This is a genomic window from Roseburia sp. 1XD42-34 (genome assembly GCF_009917385.1).
GTDB lineage: Bacteria > Bacillota > Bacilli > Bacillales > Amphibacillaceae > Virgibacillus.
In genome coordinates, this window is record NZ_QWLJ01000053.1 from 1 (window position 1) to 22,399 (window position 22,399).

The 22,399-nt window shown below is 36.4% G+C and carries 18 protein-coding genes and 1 pseudogene; 9 read left to right on the forward strand and 10 right to left on the reverse strand.

The window, feature by feature from the left end; all coding sequences use genetic code 11:
* Window positions 1-189: 189 nt before the first annotated feature.
* Entirely contained in the window at window positions 190-810 is a 621-nt protein-coding gene (locus tag D1839_RS18585) for a LysE/ArgO family amino acid transporter (RefSeq protein WP_120381289.1), read from the reverse strand.
* Window positions 811-929: 119 nt separating this feature from the next.
* On the opposite strand from D1839_RS18585, the gene D1839_RS18590 reads away from it, so the two are divergent.
* Window positions 930-2,384 carry an aminotransferase-like domain-containing protein gene (locus tag D1839_RS18590; RefSeq protein ID WP_120381290.1) on the forward strand — a complete coding sequence of 485 codons (1,455 nt, stop codon included), beginning with the start codon at window positions 930-932 and terminating at the stop codon, window positions 2,382-2,384.
* A 734-nt stretch (window positions 2,385-3,118) separates the two neighbouring features.
* Here D1839_RS18590 and D1839_RS18595 read toward each other — a convergent pair.
* The 3 genes from D1839_RS18595 to D1839_RS18605 form a co-directional block, all read right to left on the reverse strand.
* Window positions 3,119-3,835: a class I SAM-dependent methyltransferase gene (locus tag D1839_RS18595; protein ID WP_120381291.1), complete on the reverse strand. Its 717-nt coding sequence runs from the start codon at window positions 3,833-3,835 to the stop codon at window positions 3,119-3,121.
* Between the two features lie 600 nt (window positions 3,836-4,435).
* On the reverse strand, window positions 4,436-4,915 hold the full coding sequence (gene rlmH / locus D1839_RS18600) for a 23S rRNA (pseudouridine(1915)-N(3))-methyltransferase RlmH (RefSeq protein ID WP_120381303.1): 480 nt from the start codon (window positions 4,913-4,915) through the stop codon (window positions 4,436-4,438).
* A gap of 79 nt (window positions 4,916-4,994) precedes the next feature.
* Complete coding sequence (locus tag D1839_RS18605; RefSeq protein ID WP_183030274.1) at window positions 4,995-5,342, reverse strand: hypothetical protein; 348 nt, start codon at window positions 5,340-5,342, stop codon at window positions 4,995-4,997.
* Window positions 5,343-5,488: 146 nt separating this feature from the next.
* Between D1839_RS18605 and D1839_RS18610 the strand changes: the two genes are divergently transcribed.
* From D1839_RS18610 to D1839_RS18620, 3 genes are all read left to right on the forward strand, one after another.
* Entirely contained in the window at window positions 5,489-6,031 is a 543-nt protein-coding gene (locus D1839_RS18610) for a PadR family transcriptional regulator (RefSeq protein ID WP_120381293.1), read from the forward strand.
* A gap of 681 nt (window positions 6,032-6,712) precedes the next feature.
* The gene (locus D1839_RS18615; RefSeq protein WP_120381294.1) at window positions 6,713-7,216 is read left to right on the forward strand and encodes a DUF4188 domain-containing protein; all 504 of its coding nucleotides are present in this window, start codon (window positions 6,713-6,715) and stop codon (window positions 7,214-7,216) included.
* Between the two features lie 418 nt (window positions 7,217-7,634).
* Window positions 7,635-8,465: an SDR family oxidoreductase gene (locus tag D1839_RS18620; protein WP_199690411.1), complete on the forward strand. Its 831-nt coding sequence runs from the start codon at window positions 7,635-7,637 to the stop codon at window positions 8,463-8,465.
* A 692-nt stretch (window positions 8,466-9,157) separates the two neighbouring features.
* Here D1839_RS18620 and D1839_RS18625 read toward each other — a convergent pair.
* Together D1839_RS18625 and D1839_RS21465 are read right to left on the reverse strand one after the other, a co-directional pair.
* On the reverse strand, window positions 9,158-10,198 hold the full coding sequence (locus D1839_RS18625; RefSeq protein WP_120381295.1) for a tetratricopeptide repeat protein: 1,041 nt from the start codon (window positions 10,196-10,198) through the stop codon (window positions 9,158-9,160).
* 60 nt (window positions 10,199-10,258) lie between these two features.
* A pseudogene (locus D1839_RS21465) lies at window positions 10,259-10,354 on the reverse strand (helix-turn-helix domain-containing protein); the annotation flags it as partial.
* Window positions 10,355-11,295: 941 nt separating this feature from the next.
* Between D1839_RS21465 and guaC the strand changes: the two are divergent.
* Entirely contained in the window at window positions 11,296-12,282 is a 987-nt protein-coding gene (gene guaC, locus D1839_RS18630) for a GMP reductase (protein WP_120381297.1), read from the forward strand.
* 787 nt (window positions 12,283-13,069) lie between these two features.
* The gene (locus D1839_RS18635; protein WP_120381298.1) at window positions 13,070-13,660 is read left to right on the forward strand and encodes a DedA family protein; all 591 of its coding nucleotides are present in this window, start codon (window positions 13,070-13,072) and stop codon (window positions 13,658-13,660) included.
* Here D1839_RS18635 and D1839_RS18640 read toward each other — a convergent pair.
* Window positions 13,653-14,447, reverse strand: a complete 795-nt coding sequence (locus tag D1839_RS18640; protein ID WP_120381299.1) for a phosphatidylserine decarboxylase — start codon at window positions 14,445-14,447, stop codon at window positions 13,653-13,655. The genes D1839_RS18635 and D1839_RS18640 overlap by 8 nt on opposite strands.
* A gap of 546 nt (window positions 14,448-14,993) precedes the next feature.
* Between D1839_RS18640 and pssA the strand changes: the two genes are divergently transcribed.
* Both pssA and metA read left to right on the forward strand, forming a co-directional pair.
* A complete protein-coding gene (gene pssA, locus D1839_RS18645) occupies window positions 14,994-15,680 on the forward strand; it encodes a CDP-diacylglycerol--serine O-phosphatidyltransferase (RefSeq protein WP_120381300.1) in 687 nt (228 codons plus the stop codon).
* A gap of 762 nt (window positions 15,681-16,442) precedes the next feature.
* Entirely contained in the window at window positions 16,443-17,351 is a 909-nt protein-coding gene (metA, locus tag D1839_RS18650; RefSeq protein ID WP_120381301.1) for a homoserine O-acetyltransferase MetA, read from the forward strand.
* A gap of 461 nt (window positions 17,352-17,812) precedes the next feature.
* Here the strand turns inward: metA and D1839_RS18655 are convergent, their stop codons facing one another.
* From D1839_RS18655 to dacB, 3 genes are all read right to left on the reverse strand, one after another.
* A complete protein-coding gene (locus D1839_RS18655; RefSeq protein WP_199690413.1) occupies window positions 17,813-18,157 on the reverse strand; it encodes a hypothetical protein in 345 nt (114 codons plus the stop codon).
* A gap of 1,040 nt (window positions 18,158-19,197) precedes the next feature.
* Complete coding sequence (locus D1839_RS18660) at window positions 19,198-19,956, reverse strand: AAA family ATPase (RefSeq protein ID WP_120381302.1); 759 nt, start codon at window positions 19,954-19,956, stop codon at window positions 19,198-19,200.
* A 425-nt stretch (window positions 19,957-20,381) separates the two neighbouring features.
* Window positions 20,382-21,908, reverse strand: a complete 1,527-nt coding sequence (dacB, locus tag D1839_RS18665) for a D-alanyl-D-alanine carboxypeptidase/D-alanyl-D-alanine endopeptidase (RefSeq protein ID WP_183030275.1) — start codon at window positions 21,906-21,908, stop codon at window positions 20,382-20,384.
* 61 nt (window positions 21,909-21,969) lie between these two features.
* Here dacB and D1839_RS20975 point away from each other — a divergent pair, with 61 nt between their 5' ends.
* On the forward strand, window positions 21,970-22,101 hold the full coding sequence (locus D1839_RS20975) for a hypothetical protein (RefSeq protein ID WP_286164858.1): 132 nt from the start codon (window positions 21,970-21,972) through the stop codon (window positions 22,099-22,101).
* The last annotated feature ends 298 nt before the right edge of the window (window positions 22,102-22,399 follow it).

Consider the following 22,399-nt stretch of genomic DNA (forward strand, 5'->3'; position numbering starts at 1 on the left):
ATGGTTATAAGTAAATGAGCGGAAGCCATATTTGCTTTTTTTCTTCCTTGGCGTTTTGCTATTCTTTTTCGATGTGCAGTTATTCGATTATTCTGTCTTGATGTTCCTAATACGCATTCTATTGCCATGGTTTTTAACGCTTTGTTCCCTTTAGTGCTTTCTTATCTTCTTAAAAAAACTAAATATCTATTAGTCCAAAAACGAGTATAGGTGATACCCCATATAAATAGCCATAAACCAAATAATAATTGCTGAAACTTGGTTCATACGTTTTAGAAACTTACCATTTTTATCAATTTGACCAATCTTTCTGCCCGAAATTGCTAAGAAAAAGAACCAGAGCCAAGATACTACTATACATGCCACCGTAAATATCCATTTTTCCCATCCTGTATAAGCCAATGAACTAGTACCAATCACTCCAATGGTATCCATAATAGCATGAGGATTAAGTAATGACACAGAAGCAGCAAATGTGACCTGACGCCACGCTGAAAATTGGGTTATCTCCTGATTAGCGTTTACTTCAGATGAGTTTTTCCACATAACCCAACCCATATATGCTAAAAAAAGGAAGCCCACTAAAAATAACAAGATCTCCAACCATTCAAAACTAAAAACAATAATGGATACTCCAGCTATCGCCAAATAAATCAGTATTGTATCACAAACTCCTGCTGTTATTATTGCAGGTAAAGCGTTGGTGAATTTTTTATGCATCGCACCTTGATTAAATACAAATACATTTTGAACTCCTAAAGGTAGGATTAAACCAAATGCCAATATCATTCCATGTAATAATGGTTCCACTGTGATTCCCCCTATTCATATCTAGAATAACGATGGATGAGCCTTATGTCTCCAACCAATTGGATGGGATTTAACCCAACCATTCTGTTATAATGAAGAAAAATGAATGGAGATAGATTATGCTTGAAATAGAGTGGAAGCCACAAAAAAACTCATCTTTTCCTTTACATCAGCAAATAACTGACTATATGAAAAGGAAAATAATGACTGGTGAATGGACAATCGGTACTAAAATACCTTCACAAAGAAGTTTGGCAAGACTATTTCAAGTAAATCGCAGTACCATTGTATTTGCACTGGAAGAACTGGTAGCAGATGGACTAATTGAATCTAAGGTTGGGAGTGGGACAAAAGTAATTAATAATACATGGAGCCTAATAACTTCAACCCCTCCGCCAGATTGGATTAATTATGTAAAAGCAGGTATTCATAAACCAAACATATCGGTAATCCAAGAAATAAATAAGGCAGAAGCAGACCCTAATATTATTCGGCTTGGAACCGGTGAGCTTTCACCTCATTTGTTACCTACGAGTAAAATGCAGGAAATACTACAGATGGATCATGAGCAGTCTTTAACACTTGGATATATGGAGCCTAGAGGAAGTTTACCTTTAAGAAAAACCATTAGTACCTATTTAAGATCAAAAGGAATTGAAGCATCTCCCGAATCCATTTTAATTGTTTCTGGAGGGCTTCAAGCATTGCAATTAATATCGATTGGACTATTAGAAAGAGGATCAACTATTCTTCATGAAACACCTTCTTATTTGAATTCTGTACACGTATTCCAATCGGCTGGAATGAATTTATTAGGGATTCCATTAGACGACGAAGGGATCAAATGCGATTCAATAGGACGAATGAAGCGACAACATCATGCGGCTTTACTTTATACGATACCTAATTTTCACAATCCAACAGGCTTTTTAATGTCTAAAAGAAGAAGAATGAAATTACTTAGGGTATGTCAGAAGGAATCCATTCCTATTATCGAGGACGATGTATACGGTGATCTTTGGCTCGATACCCCACCACCAAATCCCTTAAAAGCCAATGACACACAAGGTAACATCTTGTATATAGGAAGTGTTTCCAAAACATTAAGTCCCGGTTTGCGCATTGGGTGGGTTGTAGGACCTGAGCCTGTCATTGAACGTTTGGCAGATATAAAAATGCAAATAGATTATGGGTCGAGTTCCTTATCACAATATGCTGTAGACAAATGGCTTTCTAGCGGTATGTATGGGGACTTCCTAAAAAAAATAAAAGTAGAGTTACGTTTCAGAAGGGATTTTACCATTCAAATTCTCAAAAAATACTTTTCTGAAATCGCAACTTGGATTGAACCAAAAGGCGGATTTTATATTTGGCTTAGAATTCCATCAGAAGTATCATCTGGAAAACTATTTGATTTAGCCCTTCGAGAAGGAATTTTAGTAAATCCGGGGAGCGTATATGAAAAACATGACTCTAAGCACCTTCGTATTTCCTATGCTTATGCTTCCATTGAACATCTAAAATATGGACTGGTTACTTTATCACAACTTATTAAAAAATCTTCTATCAATTGAATTTTCTAATGAGAATACCGCAAATTATCATTTACGGTGTCCCGTATTGCATAGCTGTTTATTTAATATAACAACTTCAATTTTTTGTTTTACCACCACTTGTGGTGGAAGCGGGAAATAATAGACCTCATTCGATTATAACGGAACTACCCCTATACTTTGGTTTTAACAAGTAACAGGAGGTAGTTTTTTAATGAAAGGAAATGCGGTTGTTCCCGTAACGATTCCAACCAGCTCCCTCTACACCTGTATATATATCAGTTGGATTAGGAAACAATCATAATCGAGTGTATAATCATCTTTCAATTCACATGACAGCGACATCGTAATCCGTTTTAGAATAACTATTACGCTCTCAAAAGATGGCATGAGGAACTATCTCCCAAGAACTTGAAAAAGTGGTGGGAAAGTGATGGTTAAAGAATTTGACAATTTGACAAAAAGATAGAAAGCAGCAAAGACGTAAACGAACGGAAGAACATCTACTTATACCCAGGTCACCAATGCTACAAAAAAACAACCTATCTGTTTAAAAACTATGTGGATTTTTAAATATGGTAGCTGCTAGTTGAATACAATATTAATTATTCTTTTATATATAACCCATAGCTCATACATCAAATTTAATAAAGCATTAATCTCAAATACTTATTTAATTCGGCCTGCCGATCAGAAAAACATATGGGACAATACTCCATCTCGTTTTTAAGGAATAAGAAAACTCTTTAAGAAACTTATTTTACGCTATGAAAAATAAAAGATTTGGTTTCCTCAGTTGCTTGTTTAAACTCCCAATCTCCATAAACTTGGATTTGTGAAAAACCTATTCGTTGCAATGATTCATCGATTTCTTCTTGTGTTCGGAATTTAAGTTGCAGCTTTTCACGAATTAGAACTTCACCGGTATGTGCATTTTTCACAGTTTCATAAAAAGTATAAATATCTTCAACAAATCCATCGTATTCCGTCCAAATTTCAAGTTTGTCGCCACTCATTTGATTCATAGCAATATCGGGAGTCATATCTTTTTCCCACTGTTCCCACACTTTTGCTAATGGATTACGGGTATCAAAAATAAAATGCCCTCCAAGTTTTAATGCCCTATATACATCAGAAATGTTACGTTGCCAACTTTTATCCGTAAGAAATACTTGCGCAACATTTGCTGTCATTATAACAGCATCAAACGTATTCTCCTGTAAATTTGAGCTGTCACCAACAATCCAAGTCACATCGCCTGGATACTTTTTATTTTTTCCATATTCAATCGCTTCTTTATTTGGATCAATAGCTGTAATACGATAGCCCTCTTTCGCAAAATGAGATGTCAATCTTCCTGTTCCACAACCTAAATCAGCTATTTTTTTTATATGCAACTTTTTTAATAGTGCTAAAAAGAACTCATCGTCTTTGCCCCAACCATTAACCTGATCATATACTAAAGGAATCATTTTTTTCCTACTTTCTATATTGTACTTAGACACTTTTTATTTAGTAGTGTACTTTACCAGTACTTGGACTACATATAATTTTCATATTCTCACTCGCAACTGAATTAAAGCCCTTTCAAAATATCAATTTATGATTTAAAAATATTCTAGATTGAAGAACATTTCTTACAATAAATCGTAGTTTCATTTTCAATATATTTACAAATTCCTACTATCCCCTCATAGGAGGGATATCTAAGTTTCAAAAAAATTTCTTTGTTGGGGTAAATTTCCTTTCCGCATACACTACATTGTGGTTTTTTCTTTCTAAATAACATACATTTCTCTCCTGTCAGTTTCATCATTAAGTTAAACAAAGGATTATCATTTACATTCAATGGTATTGAATTTGAGAAAACGTATGGAATCATGAAAATTAAACATCACGTTATGGTCATGTGCAAAATCACGAATCGCTTTGAAAAACGATCCATACGGGCAGTTGTTTGAGCCGCTGAAATAGACTGCTTTGCACCTGTTGATCTGTCCTTCATGGATGCTCCATTTTCAGAGGGAAGAAATGTATATATGCAAACACTCGCCTCCCTTAACCTTTTCTTCTTATTTGTGATACGGTTCCCCCCGATTTATCCGAAATGCCCTATAGACCTGCTCCAATAGAATGAATCGCATCACCTGATGTGGAAAGGTCATTTTCGAAAAGGATAGAGCAAAATTACTTCTATTTTGTACCTCTGTACTGATTCCAAGTGACCCGCCAATGACAAAGACTATTTTGCTTTTCCCATAGATGGCGAGTTCATCCAATTTGCTGGCAAATTGTTCTGAAGTGAGCATTTTGCCGTTAATTTCTAATGTAATAACATATGTATCTGGATGAATATGGTTTAAAATACGTTCGCCTTCTTTTTGCTTCACATCTAACATTTGCGCTTCACTTAGGTTTTCTGGGGCTTTTTCATCTGCAGCTTCCACGATATCTACTTTTGCATACGTGCTTAAACGTTTTAAATATTCTTGTATGCCTTGCTTTAAGTACTTTTCTTTTAATTTTCCCACTGTTACAATGGTAATTTTCATCATGCATAACGTCCTCAAGATTTTTTCTTTAGTTTACCATAACTGACCGTGCTTTTTACTAAAATTTCTTCTCTGACCCCTACAAACCAAATCCCACCACAATATAGATAGCTGAAATAAACGCTACGTTAATGACTACAAGAATTCGGGTTGTTGTTTTAGACAGTGGTTTTACTTGCTTTCCTTTATACCATCCAGAGAATTGGAATTTATTTCTGTATAGGATAACAATAATAATTCCAATGCCAATGGCTTGTAGCGCTAAATAGTACATCAAATAAGGATTTTCTTTCGATAACTGGCTGATTGGTCTGTTCGTGAATATTTCTAAAAAATAATTGCTTATAGCCCCAAATACGAAATAAAGTACTACAAAAATGAACAGCCCACGGACCGCTTCAAGCAATCCTGTAGAAAATAACCGCATGCTAACCCCTCCGTTCTTCACTTTTATTCTATTGTAGCAAAGAAGTATTTAAACACCAAAAATTTTCAGTAAACACTTTTCATTTTCAAGCAATTCATGTATTATATATCTAAATGATATATATCAAATAGATAGGATGACTGGATTTGAAAACTTACAATCACACCACCTATGCGCTGCTTGGAATTTTAACCTTAGATTGTCGAACCGGTTATGAAATTAAACAACTGATCGATCAGAGCTTAAATCACTTTTGGAAAATTAGCTATGGACAAATCTACCCTAATCTAAAAAAGTTAGTTACCTATGGTTTAGCAACAGTTAAGGTCAAGTCACAGGATGGAAAACCAGATCGAAAGGAGTATTTCCTCACTACCAAAGGGAAAGGGGTTTTACAGAACTGGTTAGGGGAGCCATTGCAACAAATTACAGATGAGCGCAACGAAGTTCTTTTAAAGTTATTTTTTAGCCGGCATCAGCATGCGGATCAGACTCAATTGTTATTACTTCATTACAAAGAAGAATTACAGAAAAAAATAGACACATATGAAGCGATTGAAGAAATGATAATGAACTCGAACCCTCAAAGTCCTGATGCTACATATTGGCTATATACATTGGACTACGGGAGGCGAACAACTAGAGCTGCTATTGAATGGTGTGAAGCTACGATAGAAAAAATAAACTAACTTTATTCGCTTCGGTTTTCTTTATCCTCTATAGATGGTTACTTTTGAACAAAGGCGCAGGGCTACCCGTTTAGCAACGTAGCGACTGGAACGAATCAACGGAGATAAAGTGAATCTTCCATCAGCGGGGGTGAAGATAACCCCGATGATGGTTAGTTGAGTGAATCCGAATCGGTATTTAAGTGCCGTTACCTTCCACTTCGACTTGTGCCGCTCGCATCTTCCATTCTTGATGTGGGAGTCTACCTTTTTACGGGATAAAGGAACCATGCCTCTAAAACTTGGGATATGCCGACGTCTGAGCGGCAAGCCTGTTTTTAGTCGGCCTTCCCCTTAGCAACGAACCCATTATGACTAATCATAAAGCAATTTCGTGAAGTCGCATCGTTGCTGGGCTCATGCACCAGACGTGGCTATTATTTCGTTATTCCCAAGTACCTCATTTTATGCTTTCTTATTTTTTAGAAAAACTTGGCTTCTCGCCAAACCTTTAGTGAAGGTTGCCGTTTTTCTTATCCTATAAACTCTAAATTTTTACATTTCCTTATAGTATTAAAAAGAAAAACTTAAAAGCAATTTTTCCTCTGTTCGCAGACGCTAATAGAACCATCGTACTTACGCAAATGGGTGTCTCATAAAACGAAAAGCTCATTAACATAAACAAAAGAAGGGAAAGGTCTTATGAAAAAGCAGGTTTATTCTGGTCGCTATACCGTAGAAAATGAAGAAGATATCGTTGTGTTTTTAATTGGCATGCGGATTAACCGCAGATTAGCTGTGCACAAATGGTTCCCGGTCTTTTCTGCGATGCCAGGAATGATTAAAGAACTTTACACACATAAAGATTCATTAGGGTTTTTATCTATGGAAAATTACTTTGGTCTTCGCACAACATTGGTGGTGCAATATTGGCGATCTACTGAAGATTTGCTTGCCTATGCAAGAGGTAAACAACATTTAGCCGCATGGAAAACATTTAATCAAAAAGCGAGCAATACAGATGCTGTTGGTATCTATCACGAGACTTATGGCATATCAAAGGGAAATTATGAAGCTATCTATGTCAATATGCCATTATATGGATTGGCAAAGGTAAACAAGCATATTCCTGTCTCGCCAAAGCGTACAACTGCTAAACAGCGATTGAAAAAGAATACAGTTAACCAAACAAGTAATTTTAATTAGTGTAGAGCTTCTATACTGAATGAAACATTCGACTCGCAAGTTGGCTACACGTATTATCCCATGTTTCACGACATAGGTTAAAGGACTAGTCTTAAACCAACCTGTAAAATAAAGTGGATCTCTAATCAGTGGATTTTCTTTCAATTATTAATATTGTAAAAATATGATCTAATGACCTGAACAAATCGAGCATTGCTGTTAGCTTCGCATTGAGACTTGTTCAGTACATCATCTCAAATACCTTCTTACAGCTCCTTATATCACGGATAAAGTTAACAGTGGATTGCAACCCCCAGCTAGAACGAATCATAGCAACATGTTAAACTAAGGAAAATAGATAACAAGGAGAATCATTCATGGCAACTATCCTAGAAGCTTATAACTAATCATATATCATTTACATTCTAGGACGTACAAAATGTCTCAAAAAACAGTCATCTCTTCTGTACGTTCCTTCAAAGAGGATGATCCCATGGAAAATTTAACTGGCAAGATTACTATAGTGACTGGAGTTAGCTATTCGAAAGGAATGGGGGCTGCAACATGTTTGTCTCTTGCAAAAGCAGGAGCTGACATCTTTTTCACACACTGGTCTCCATTTGACGAAGCAGAAGGGAGATTAGAAGAAGCTTTCCCTAGTAAGCTTTGTGAAAAATTAAATGGCTTTGGAGTGCGTTCTGATCACATGCAGTTAGACTTAAGCCTAGAAGAATCCCCAAACAAATTGCTAAATACGGTGCACAATAAATTAGGTACTGCTTCCATTTTAGTCAATAATGCAACCTACGAAGCTCCAACGAATTTCCGTACGTTAACCCCAGAAACTCTGGATATCCATTATCAGGTGAATAATCGCGGCACCCTTCTATTATCGGTTGAATTTGCTAAAAGATATGAGCAGCAATTTCAGAACAAAAAAGATGGGCGGATTATCAATCTCGTCTCTAAAGGACCAGACCCAAATAATATAGCCTATATCGCTACAAAGGGAATGACCATTGCTGCTACAGAGCCGTTATCCGTTGCTCTAGCTCCTATTGGCATAACAGTTAATTCTATTGATCCAGGTCCAACGGATATAGGATGGATGAATGAAGAAATAAAAAGTAACTTATTACCTTTATTTCCATCTGGTCGTCTCGGCCGTCCTGAAGATGCCGCTAAACTGATTACCTTTCTAGCAAGTGATGATTCCTATTGGATAACGGGGCAAACGATTCGCTCTGAAGGCGGATTTTTAGGGAAATAACAATACATTAAAAGGACTGTTGCACCATGCATTTCTAATGATGGAACAGCTCCCTTTTCTATGATTTTACAAATCGTTATATAACTAGCACCCTTTTATCGCACAGCAATATACTGTATTCATAAAATATTGAATGACTGGTTTTGAAATACTTAGCCTTGTAAAGTTGCATTTTGCGAGCATGAAGCCTGTAAAATAATGTAGGGAGGATTCTAAGGTTAGAGTAGTTTATGGTAGTAAAATGAGTCAGGTCTTTTTTTAATGAAAATTATAACCATTAAGCATGGAGTATATGCGTGATTTATAGCTTATTTGTTTGGCTTGTTTCGTAGGTTGTTGTTGGTTAGATTCATATGCTGATGCTGTTTGAGAAACATCATTTGAAAACAAAGTGCAGCCAATAAGAAGTGCAACATATGTAAATGATTATCGCATTCAAAGGATCAAACATTTAAAGTGGCTTTGACGGTTGACTTTAAAACTTAGGCGTTTTTATTTTATGGTAAAATGCTTGGTTTCTTTAACCTTATCCCACCCATTTTTGATTACTCAAATGTATTTCTGGAGAGAATGAATAACCTGACGAAACTCATGAAACGGAATATCTTTGGATTTAGGAGCTTCCTAAGGGCAAGAATGCTTCTTTTACATAAGTATAAAAATATGGAAGTCATGTTGGTTAGGATGAGATCCTACCTCACTCCGCCCCGTCCTTTGACATAGAACCATTTATAGTACTGTGTAGATTCTCTATGCTTGCCCATATCTTCTAAATGGGAGGCTAACAGCTTGGAATAAAACAATGTATATTGGTAGTCTTTTCTTTGGCTTAAATACGGAATGAATTCCTCTGTTATGATAGATACAAAATCCTTTAGTTCTCCATTTAATAAGTATGTATACACTTGGGTAGTGTATCTATAAAAACTGTAATATTCTTTTTCTTTAGATCGTCTAAGAGCATCCCTAGCGAGTATTAAATATTCCTTTGCTTTTGAGTTCTCATTATTCTGGTAAAAACTATGTATTAAGTGAGTAATAACATCTAATTTAAGTTCATAATCTAGGTCTGTCGTTTTTAAGGCAAGCGTATAATTTTCAATCGATTTTTTTAAATTTCCAGTTGTAAAATAAAACAGCCCTAAATTAAGATAGGCTAACTGAATAACTTGTTCTTCGTTGTTTAACTTACCTAGATACATTGCCTGATTATAATTTTCTAACGCAAGATCATTCATTTTTATTCGTTGATACGAAATTCCCAGCAAGATATGACATTGAGCGCAACGTATGAAGTTATACTTTCGCTGAAACACAGCCATTGCTTTTTCTGCATAATTTATAGTTTCTAATCCATTTAGTAAATGACTATGTTGAATGGAAATGGCATAATACAAATCAGCCATCTCTTCTGCTTCAATTTCCGCTGAACGGTGCACTTTCTCGGCTTTTTTATAACAGTGTAAAGATTGCTGATGCTCTTCCTTAAAGGAGTAGTAATTACCTTGAAATTTATTCCAGTAATAATTATGTGGAGGGTTAAAAGATTCTGCTATCTCGTGAAGTTCATTCATTTTATGTAAGGCTTTTTGGAAATCGCGTAAAATGATATAATAACGAATTTTATGGATCTCAAACATAATGGTTTGGTTGTTAATACTTCTATCCATTACCTTTTGCAATTCTTCATATCTCGTCACAATTTCCTGTTTATCAAAATGATCATATAACATGTCATACCATTGCTTACACTGTTCTTCAATTTGTAAATCAGGAATATTTGTAAGTTCGATTCCTAGTCGATTACATAATGCCTGAATAATCTCTGGGTTTGCTCTTGCTTTTTGATTTTCTATCTTTGATAAATAGGATAAAGAAACAATGCCTTCTGATAGTTCTTCTTATGTCATATTTCTTTTTGTTCGGTGTAACTTTATAGTATAGCCAATATCCCTCAAACCATAGTCACCCCTTTAACACATTGTATTTATGTAATATTATAGCATAAGTGGGAATAGTTTTTGTTTGGGAAAAAATATGATTTATCTAATAATTATTGCCAAAAATAGGGTTACTATACAGTATATTTTCTTTAAACAGGAAAATTGCGCACAATGGTCATATCTAATAGAAGTGACTGTCGGATCTTTACAAGCATTCTCTTTTGCATTAAAACCATACACATTTTTTTCGGAGGATGGTAAGTCACTTTTCTTTTATTTCCATAAACAAAATAACTAGCAATTAAATTGAACAACCTATTTTTAATGCCCCTGTAACTCTTATCGCTTATCTCTCTTCCATTATCAATTATAAAATACCCTTTCAAAAGAACTTTCTTGTCATCAATTTTAAAAAAAGCGATCGGTTTCTTATCTAATAAGTGAAACTTCATTCAGTAGGAGTTTTCTTCCATCCTACTGAATGCTAGTACCGCGAGAGTATGACCTAAATGTCCTTAAACGAATCAAGCATTTGGGCGCCGTTTCCTCCCACTTAACCTTTTGTATCCACTCAAAATTTTGAAGTTGGAGTCTTACAGCTTACATGCAGAATAAAAATCCAAGGCAAAAGAACTTGAATAGAAAATCACTTCCTCATGCTCCTTATATCTCTTTTACCAGACAGTTATAAAAATCCTTCTTAGAAGAACTGGGCTATCGTTTATGGCGATAGGCGTACTTTTGCTTATACTATAAACCCATAAAATTTTATGCTTTCCTATCGTGAAAATAAAACTTTGACTTCTTGTTCAAAATCATGTACATTACTAATATACGAACGTTAAATATACTCGAATAATTTTTATTCGGATTTAGAGGTGTTAAGTATGGATAATGTATTTGATTACGAAGATATTCAATTAATTCCCGCAAAATGTATTGTACGTAGCCGTTCAGAATGTGATACGAGTGTCACATTGGGCAAGCATACATTTAAATTACCTGTCGTTCCTGCGAATATGCAAACAATTATTGATGAGAAAATTGCATTAATGTTAGCCGAAAACGGCTATTTCTATATCATGCACCGTTTTGAACCAGAAAAACGTGCGGATTTCATAAAAGATATGCACGCACGTGGCCTAATTGCTTCCATTAGTGTTGGTGTGAAGGATGAGGAATATGATTTTGTAAAGCAGTTAGCTGCTGATAAATTAATTCCAGAATATATTACGATTGATATCGCGCATGGGCATTCAGAGTCCGTCATTAAAATGATTAAGCATATTAAAAACCATTTACCTGAAAGCTTCTTGATTGCTGGAAACGTTGGTACACCAGAAGCTGTTCGTGAATTGGAAAACGCTGGTGCGGATGCAACAAAAGTTGGGATTGGACCAGGGAAGGTTTGTATTACAAAAATTAAAACAGGCTTTGGAACTGGTGGCTGGCAATTAGCTGCACTTCGTTGGTGTTCAAGAGCTGCAAGCAAGCCAATTATTGCTGATGGCGGTATTCGTACGCATGGCGATATTGCTAAATCTATCCGTTTCGGTGCCACAATGGTGATGATTGGTTCCCTTTTCGCTGGGCACGAAGAATCTCCAGGTGAAACGATTGAAAAAGACGGCAAGATTTTAAAAGAGTACTTCGGTTCAGCGTCTGAGTTTCAAAAAGGGGAAAGAAAAAACGTGGAAGGTAAAAGAATGCTTGTCGAGCATAAAGGCTCCTTGAAAAATACACTTCAAGAAATGGAGCAAGACTTGCAATCATCTATTTCCTATGCGGGCGGTAAAAAGCTAGAAGCAATCCGCACCGTCGACTATGTGGTAGTGAAAAACTCCATCTTCAATGGCGATAAGATTGTTTATTAAACAAGCGATTAAATATCTATGATTTAACAATACAAATAAGATATTTCATTCGTTACATCTGTAGCAAAAATGCAGTTATTATCTTGATATAGTTTCAAGTAGCTTTTATAACCAGATGATACTTGTTGCACATCTCATTATCTAGTAATAATTAATACCGTTAAGTGATTTAAAGTACTGTAAACAGCATCGAATTTTGACTTACAGTTAGATTCTTCGTGCCAATCTGGAGTTTACCTCGTCCTCGTAGAATGGGGCGGGCAGGTTTGCTGCCAGTTTACTACACCACGATCTGTATCCCAATGCCTTAGCAATGAGCATCCATTGCTAGGGCTTTTTATTGTGCTATTCTTTTTACGTTTTGCCAGCACATATATATAGAGAGAGAAGAAGGATATAAAAACTAGGAGCAGCGTTGTGTCAAGTAGATGTTTCACTAAGAGATGAAAAAAGGTTACCTATAAAATGAATCTTTAAGTAAGAGGGGTTTAATAGGAAAGCTCTTAGGCATTATAGGTCATAAGGCACTAGTGAATTCTCCTGGAAACACATTTTCACGTAGGAAAAGGGGGTACTCTTTTTCAAGAAACGAAAAAATTCGATGTATCATTTTTAGTGCACTTTGAATAACTCCCTATAAGCAAAAAAATATGAGCACAATGACGATATAAGATACGCCTCCAAAATGATGTTTATATAGCAAGCGCAAATTAACAGTGTTATAATAATGTCATATATTTCAAGAATAACTTTCTATCGTTATGTTTAAGAGGGTAAGGAATAAAACATGTCAAATTTAGCAAGCTTCATAACTCACTACGGCTACATTGGAATTTTTATCATTCTTGTTTTAGGAATTATCGGGTTACCTTTACCTGATGAAGTATTACTTACATATGTTGGATATAATGTCTTTTTAGGTCATATGTCACTAAATCTATCTATTTTGGTTGCTATATTAGGGTCTATGATTGGAATTTCAATCAGTTATCTGCTCGGGCAAAAGCTAGGTATTCCATTTATTAAACGATTTGGTCCGAAGTTACACATAAAAGAAAAAAATCTTCGTTGGGCACAGAACAGCTTTAATAAATACGGTGGAATATTTCTTATATGTGGATACTTCATTCCAGGCATTAGGCATATTGCTGCCTATATAGCTGGTATAAGCAATTATCATTATTTGCGCTTTGCTGCCTTTGCTTATATAGGATCAATTATTTGGGCGTCCACTTTTATAGTACTAGGAATAATTTTAGGTAATCATTGGGAGTACATTGTAAAAATTTCCTCCCTTGCTTCAAAGGTTGTATGGCTATTCATTTTAGTCAGCTTTTTCTTTGTATTATTGAAGATATATCGAAATAAATTTAAGTAAATAACGAATCGGAAATAGTTCCAAGTTTTTTTCCAAATTGAATGTCCTGATTCGTAGTTATATCTGTTGAAAATTGAAAATCTGCTTTTTCTATAAATAATACGACAGTGGAACCGAAGGAAAAATAACCGAGCTCTTCACCACTGTTAATATTTTCCGAACGACAGGTAAGGTGAATGCTGTTCACATTTAAAGCCCCTACTTTTACGACCGCAATTTTCCCTAGCTCACTTTGGATTTCAGTAATTCGGCGATAATTTGTAGATAAGGGGCTATTGCCGTACTTAAAACCAATCGAATTGACAGGATAAGATTTGCTACCCAGTACCCAACTTCCTTTTATTTCACCATTTACCGGGCTGTGTATTCGATGATAATGCCGCGGCGATAAATACAATATAATGTATTTTCCATTCCGGTATATATCCGCCTTTTCCTTACTGCCTAGCATTTCTTCTAAGATAATTTGCTTATTTTTTATTTTGTAATCTTCAACATCTCTGACAGATCCAAAATCACTTATTACACCGTCTACTGGGCTAACTATACTATTTTTGTGTGGATATACCGATCTACAATCCGGTTTTAGCTTTCTAATAAACAACTGATGCAAGCTCCGATAATCTGAGAGTGGCTTTTTCATTTCTTCCTGATTAATGCTATAAACCTTAGCAAAAACAGGAACCAGCATTCGACTCCATTTTGAATTTGTAAAACGGATTAATAATTGAGATATAAAGCGATTTCCGGTTAGTTCGACCAATAATTTCAAACAAGATTTTAACAATGCAGTCACTCTCCCTATACATGCGAAAAACGTAACTATACTATATCAAATAAAATGGTAAATTTACCACAGTTCAGCTACTTCGTTACATATTTTATACTTACTCACAGATAAAATAAAGTGATATTTTGTTTTATAACTAATGCTAAAATAAAATATTATGAAGCGGCGTTCAATAATGCAGCGAATGTCTTGTGCAAAAGTTATTCTAATTATTCGTAGTGAGCGGTCTCTTTTTCAACGGCATTTATCCGAACTGAAAGGGAAAGTGCTTATTTCACGTAAGGAAGTACCCTATTTATTTGCTACTATGAACTATGTATTGAAATCTATAGCCTTTGTATCGCTCTACAGAACAAGTAAGTATCATCGTTTGCTTTTAACCATCGTAAAAGCGACGCACAGAAATTTTATTTCAAATGTGAAGCAGTGATCGATAAACCACACACCGCAAATTCAAAAAACAACTATAACGCATATACTAAAATTTAGTATAATGGTTTAATAGATATATACCACTAAAGATGAACCCATCAGGAGGATATAATGACTTTTATAAAACAAATACCGAACCTATTTACATTAGGAAACTTGTATTGTGGTTTCCTATCTATTAGTTATGCTGGATCAAGTCAATATAAAAATGCAGCTATACTAATTCTCATTGGTATGATGTTAGACAGTATGGATGGTCGACTTGCTAGAATGTTGCATGTGGAAAGCTCTTTAGGAAAGGAATTAGATTCTTTAGCTGATATTGTTACTTTTGGCGTAGCACCGAGCTTGTTAATATATTATACTTTATTTTTTAACAGTGGCTGGATCGGTTTAGCCATATGTGGGCTATTTCCACTGTTTGGAGCTTACAGATTAGCGAGATTTAATATTTGTTCTAAAGAAGATTCAATGGAACACTTTATTGGTGTACCAATTACTGCTGCAGGAGGAATCTTAGCTATACTAACTCTGCTTAGTGGCTTTATTCCGAGTATTGTGACAATCGTAATCTTTACTGTGCTTTGCTTTTTAATGGTAAGTTCCATAAAAATACCGAGTTTTAAAAATTTACCATTACCGCGCTACGGTACTATTGTAACTATATTCTTAGGAGCGCTTCTTACTATTATTAATTTGGAATCTTATAAGAAATTTCCAACCTTTCTATATGTTGCTACACCGCTTTATCTTATTTATGTTACCTATCGCTTTATTAAAATAAGAGAAAGCAGGTAATCTTTGTTCAGGAATTTTTTATAAGATAAATTTTCGAGCGTGTTGTATACATTAGAATTAGGACCTTCGTTGTTTGTTATGGGGAAAACTTGTTTAGGATGCTTCATGCGGACAATCGAGCATCGCTCGCTATCTTCTACCTTAAACTACTACTCTATCTTTTCAGCTAAGATGGGGACGAAGAACCTCAGTTTTCAGAGCCTGTCCCGTTAGTATTCTTCATGCCTTTGATTGACAAGTGTAAACTATACATGAGGATTTAATAAGAATTTTAGCTGCTGTTTGTTAAATAAACCGGATTTTAAGAATTACGTGAAAATCATCATTTTTTAGTATGCAAAAAATATTTTAATATAGATTAAAATAAAACCCTAAGTAAAAAAGGAGATGGGTAAGTTCACCTACGCCAATGGTTTGTGATCCACTCTGGACAAGATAATGCTCCAACTACAATATATAAACCATCTTGTTTGGTTTGGGTATTGCAAACAGAATAAGCCAGTAAATGGAGGAAAAAACATTAGTAGATTATAAATAGCCAATGAAAACCTAAAACTTTCCAATGGTTGTTTTACTCTTTTTCCGTCTAGTTATTGTTAAGGTGATAGGTTAACTTCGTATTTTATTGAATTGCATTTTTAGTGGAGGCTTACTGCTGGTTAGACGTGCGGAATCATAACTAATTTATTTTCAAACACATAGATAGAACTTTCTGCAAACTTCTTATATAATGGGGAAAATACTGAATAAGGAGGGTTCCTAGTGCCCATTACGATTCCTAGGCAATTGCCAGCACACGGCATTTTAGAAAAAGAAAATGTCTTTATTATGGATACCATTCGAGCTACGACCCAAGATATTCGACCATTAAACATTGTCATCGTTAATTTAATGCCCGAGAAAGAACGCACAGAAACTCAACTCCTGCGGCTATTAGGAAATTCCCCCTTGCAGGTGCTAGTAACATTCCTGCATACAGCAACACACGATTCGAAAACAGTGAGTAAATCGCATCTTAATCAGTTTTACCAAACGTTCCACGCTATTAAACATAAACGGTTTGATGGAATGATTATTACCGGCGCTCCTGTGGAATTAATGTCATTTGAAGAAGTAAATTATTGGGAAGAGCTGAAACTGATTATGGAGTGGTCAAAAACGCATGTTACATCCGTTATGCATATTTGCTGGGCAGCTCAAGCCGCGTTGTATCATCACTACGGCATTGGAAAATTTGCACTCCCTACCAAATGCACAGGCGTTTTCCCTCATTCCATCTCCCATACTACGGTAGAACTCATCCGTGGATTTGATGATGAATTTTTAGCACCGCATTCTCGTTACACAGGAACGTCACTTGAAGCCATTCAAGCAGATGACCGTTTAATGGTACTTGCGGCAACCAATAACGACGACCCATTTATCGTCATATCAAAGGACGAAAAACATATTATGCTCACTGGGCACTTTGAATATGATCATGATACGCTTGCCGAAGAATACCTGCGGGATAAGGAAAAAGGGTTAGATCCAGCCATACCGCAAAATTATTTCCCGAATGATGACACGAAGAAAACGCCACTTAATCGTTGGCGCTCTCATGCACATCTCTTATTTTCGAACTGGTTAAACTACTATGTATATCAAGAAACACCGTATGAATGGAAGTAAATTCCAATCTGCATAAAGGAAAACTACAATCAGTGGGAATTTTCATTCATCCCCTACGGCTTGTTAGTATCCCAGAAGTATGACCTAAAGACCTCTGACGAAACAGAGTATTTAGGTGCTGTTATCTCCCACTTAGACTTGTTGCAATATAGATGATCCTACTCCTCTGAAATGAGAGTCTTATAGCACTTTATATATGGGATAAATTTCTTTTATCCCACACGAATTGTTAGTACCATAGGAAGATGAGCTTTGAAGAGGATAGACATCTGAACTGGCAGTTTAAACACACATTTTTTGTCCGGGTTTAGCTAAGAACATGGGAGGATAGGTGTTACTGCCATATACATACCGAGAGAAACAAAAATTGCGCAAGCTGAACAGAATGTTACTGTACAGCTTGCGCTTTTCATTGGCACCATATTTTGTACAAAGTAAATCCTCATTGTGCTACATGTATGCTAATATCCATAATATGGAGGATAGGGTCCATAGCCAGAATAATATGGAGGGGAAAAAGCATTTACTAACGAGCCAGCTAATAAACCACCAGCTAATCCTCCAACAAAGGGGGCTACTCCAAAGCCAAATCCAGGAAAAAATCCAGGTCTACCAAATCCAAAACCTGGACCGAAAAATGGTCTTGGGCCAAAGAACGGTCTTCCAAAACCTATTGGACGACGCACCCAATCGTGATCGACATAGTATGCAGGTGTTGCATACGCCGCTGGCTGCATGTGATATCCATGAAATTCAAGTTCTGGTTGATCGCTTGTTTGAGCAGAATCGTTCCATTCATAACTCATTTCTACTTCCCTCATTTCCATTTTATCTCTACGATAAGATATGAAAAAGATTGGGTGTTTGTGCGAGAAACCATTGTGTTTGAACAAGCATAAACGAGGGTTGATTTTAAAGGATGGGGTAAATCGTTTCCAAATCATCAATCTAGATGATTTGCAAATAACGGAAGGGAAGGTTTGAATTGATGCTAGATAAACTCCTATGGCTCTCTTGTTTTTAGCTGCATTTTCCATCAAGTAGGCTTGCCTTCTTTGATTATTAGCAACTTGAATGAAAAAGGGGCTTTAGGAGTTGTGAGCGTCCACTTAGGATTAGACAGCTTATATATCTTCTAGGTTTAGAAGTGGAAGTTTGGCCATAAAAAATCACTCTTTGTTGAAGTGGTTTCAAAATCCAACGCTATTCAATCAAAACGAGCAATGCAAATCGTTTCATTTGTGACTAGGACGTAAACGCAAACAATAGTATAATAATAGGTAAGTAAACAAAGTAAGCGGCTGGTTGCAGTAATAATTATCTTCCTTCGCTACCGATTGTCCGTATTACAAAGAGCGATCTAATTTGGCATTGGAGTGCTCTACAGCCCACACCTAGCCAGCATACATCAATGTTTGAAGTGGTGGTATTATTAATACTATAAATCGAAATGAATGAAACGAAGGCGAGGGATATCATGCCTAGAAGAAAGAAATGCATTTGCTGGAATTGCCATAAAAGTACACCATACAAAAAATTATGGTATCGCGGCCTTGTAAATAGAACAGTAACATGTCCATATTGCCACGCGGAAAACGACTTAAAGCTTAAGCAACTTTCGATTCAATATATCGTATTTCTAATTGGGATGCTCTTTTTTCTCGTTGGTACATTATTTTTTGATTTTAAAGGCTTTTATTTCGCTATTGGAATTTTGTTCTATGCAATATGCCTTGCGCTTGATTTATTTATTACATACGAGCACCAAACATAAAGCCAAAGGGGTGGGTTATGCTCACGTTAACTTATCGATGCCCTCTAGGCTCTCTCTTTTTGCGAAGATGTATTATTCAAACAAATGGTGAAGCACTCGCTGTTTGTTTTCAAAAAACTGCTCCATAATCTTGTAATGGCTCGTTTGCTCCAATGCCGTTTCTTGCATCCCCTCTTCGGTCAGTTCCAAAATATAAGCATTAGGATAAGCCATAAGTATCGGCGAATGGGTAGAAATAACAAATTGTGAACCTTCCTCTACAAGATCGTGAATCCGCCGCAGCATGGACAGCTGCCGTAACGGTGACAAGGCAGATTCAGGCTCATCTAATATATACAACCCATGTCCTTGAAAGCGGTGCATAAACGCTGCAAAGAACGCTTCCCCGTGAGACTGCTCATGTAGCGACGTTCCTCCATAAGAATCAATAATTTTACGTCCAATGGAACCAGCAGCATCCAATTCCTCGATGTTGGTAGCCACATTATAGAAAGATTCTGCACGAAAGAAAAAGTGATCCTTGGGTTGATTTGCCCCCCTCGCAATCCGCACATATTGATCTAATGGCGAATGGGAATCGTAGCTGGAAAAATTAAAATTCCTCGTCCCGCCTTCTGGATTAAACCCTAAAGCAACAGCAACCGCTTCCAGTAACGTAGATTTCCCCATTCCGTTTTCGCCGATAATATAAGTCACGTTGGGATGAAAGGTAATTCCATTAAAGTGCTTAATAATCGGTAAATCAAACGGAAAATGATCCGCAGCTGGCAAGCGATCTTCTTTTAAATAAACCGTTTTTAAAAATGCTGTATCTGACGTTAATTTTGGCACCAAGCTCACCTCAAAAAGGATAGTTGCTCTTATTTTAGCATGTAACCGTTTATTCGGATAGGTGCATCTGTTACCGATTTTTTCTACGATCTTGAGATGATTTGAGTAGATATTTCATGAGAACAGGTAAGTTAACGTTACGATAATGAACGTTTTTTAATCAGCCTCGCAATGGGGGAGTAAGCTTCTGGGTCCTTGGCTATGATGAGTGACTTTCTCGCTGCGGCGAGCTGCTTCATCCCTGTGATGAACGACTTTCCCTAGCTATGGTAGGCTACTTTTCCTCAGGGCGACTTTCTACCTGCAATGGGATACTTCCTCACTTGGTATTGTACCTATATATTAGACAATTTTAGAGAAACGCACAGGTCTTACATGCTCGTTATCCTCATCCTACAAAGCTTGAGACTAAAAGCACGTTTCCTTTACTGAAATTGATGTGCTGCTAACATCGTGGCAATTTGGTCCTCTATTTTAGTAATATCTTCGCTTGAGCCAATATAGTTATTGATCATAATTGAAAAAATGAGCGGCTCCTGATCCTGTGTAGTGACATACCCTGATAATGTCGACATGCCTGATAAGGAACCTGTTTTTGCGATTACATTTCCTTTTGCAGGTTTTTCTTTCATCCGATTTCGTAATGTACCCCCAACTAATCTCTCTTGCTCGCCAGCTACTGGTAAGGAGTTTTGAAACACAGGAAACCAGTCTTGTTTTTGGGCTTGATATAATACTTGCAAAAGTTCTTCAGAAGGAATCATATTTTTATGTGACATACCAGAACCATCCCTTAGCAGCATCGTGTCTGTATCTGCATCAAGATCGTCCATTACCTGTTCGATAACCTTAATCCCCTTATCCCAGCTTCCTTCACCATGGACTACTTTCCCCATTTCTTTCGTCAGCCCTTCGCCATGTCCATTATTGCTTAGCTTCATAAATGGAATAAGTAAATCCTTTAATGGCATCGATTTTTTGGTTGTTAACACTCGCGCTTTCGCTGGCGTTTTTCCAAGTAAAACTTCTGATTTGCCGACAAAAGCAATGCCCTGCTCTTGTAACGTTTGCTGAAAAACGTTTAAAACATATCCTGTTGGCTCCCACACGGAGACCCAAGATCTAACTTTGGCAGCTTTTTTAGGTATTGTTCCTTCTACTATAATCCTATTTGTACCGTGCTCTCGCTCGATGGAAATATCTTTCGTACCATCTGCAGCTACGATTTGTGTATGATTAACAATTTCCACATAGTCTGTTTCTGGAATGACCTTTACAACTGCCTTTCCATTTTTAATGGTTTTTGGTAAAACTTCAACCATTACTGTTCCTGCGTCGTAATCGTCATTTGGAGAAAGCGTTAAAGCAGAAACTTGAGCTCCTGTATAAAATGGCTCATCGGACCAATTTATATCCTGAGAAAGTCGGACATCATCATACCATGTGTCATCCGCAATCAGATTTCCTTTGACTTTACGGATACCTTGTTCCTTAAGTTCTTTTGCCATCTGCCTCAAATCGCTTTTTAATAAAGTTGGATCTCCGTTTCCTTTTAAATATAAATTGCCATGCAGTATTTTTCCTTTCACTTTTCCATCAGTTCGTACTTCTGTTGTAAATTGATAATTTACTCCCAGCGTTTCTAAGGCGGCAGCTGCTGTCAGTATTTTCATATTCGAAGCAGGGTGCAGGCGAATTCCCCCATTTTTAGAAAATAATATATCACCTGTTTTGGCATGCATTACACTTACAGCTGTTGTTGCGCCGTATAGTTGTTCGTTTGACAGAATATCGGTAAGCTTCTCTTCAAGGGAAGCAGCATCTGTCTCCGTCCCACTTGTTGCATTAGCCACTTTCGTAAACAGAAGCTCTCCTTGACTAATTGGAATCATAGCTAAAGCAACGATCATAATAATTAATAGACCGGCTTTTTTGTACGCCCTCCAGACCATAAAAATTCGCCTCCTTTACTAAACCATTTTTTTGTTTTGCAATAAAGTGCAGCTTCAATCAGTGAGAGGTTTTCATTCATCCTCCACTGCTGGGTTAGGTGAACAAATTCGTACATTTGGTGCTGTTATCGCTAACTTAGACTTGTTGCAGGCAGATAAGTGGGGGCCTTACAGTATCTTATATGCGGCATAAACGGTATACCTGTAAAACAAAAAATTGCATCCAATATAAAAAATGTGCTTAAAAAATGGACACCGCATATATCATAACTTAGGTTGTCCTATCATTTTGTTCGACTATACCTATTGTATGTGTCATAAACGATTGTTATGACTATCATGTTTAACATGCACTTTTGCTGGGAACGGTTGTATAAAAATAGCTTTTTGTTAGTAGAAAGCAATTTTTATTTGAAAAGACCTGCGGTAAAATGTCAAGAGAAAAATAATTAAATATTTGATTATCAAGGGACAATTTATCTAAAAAAGGC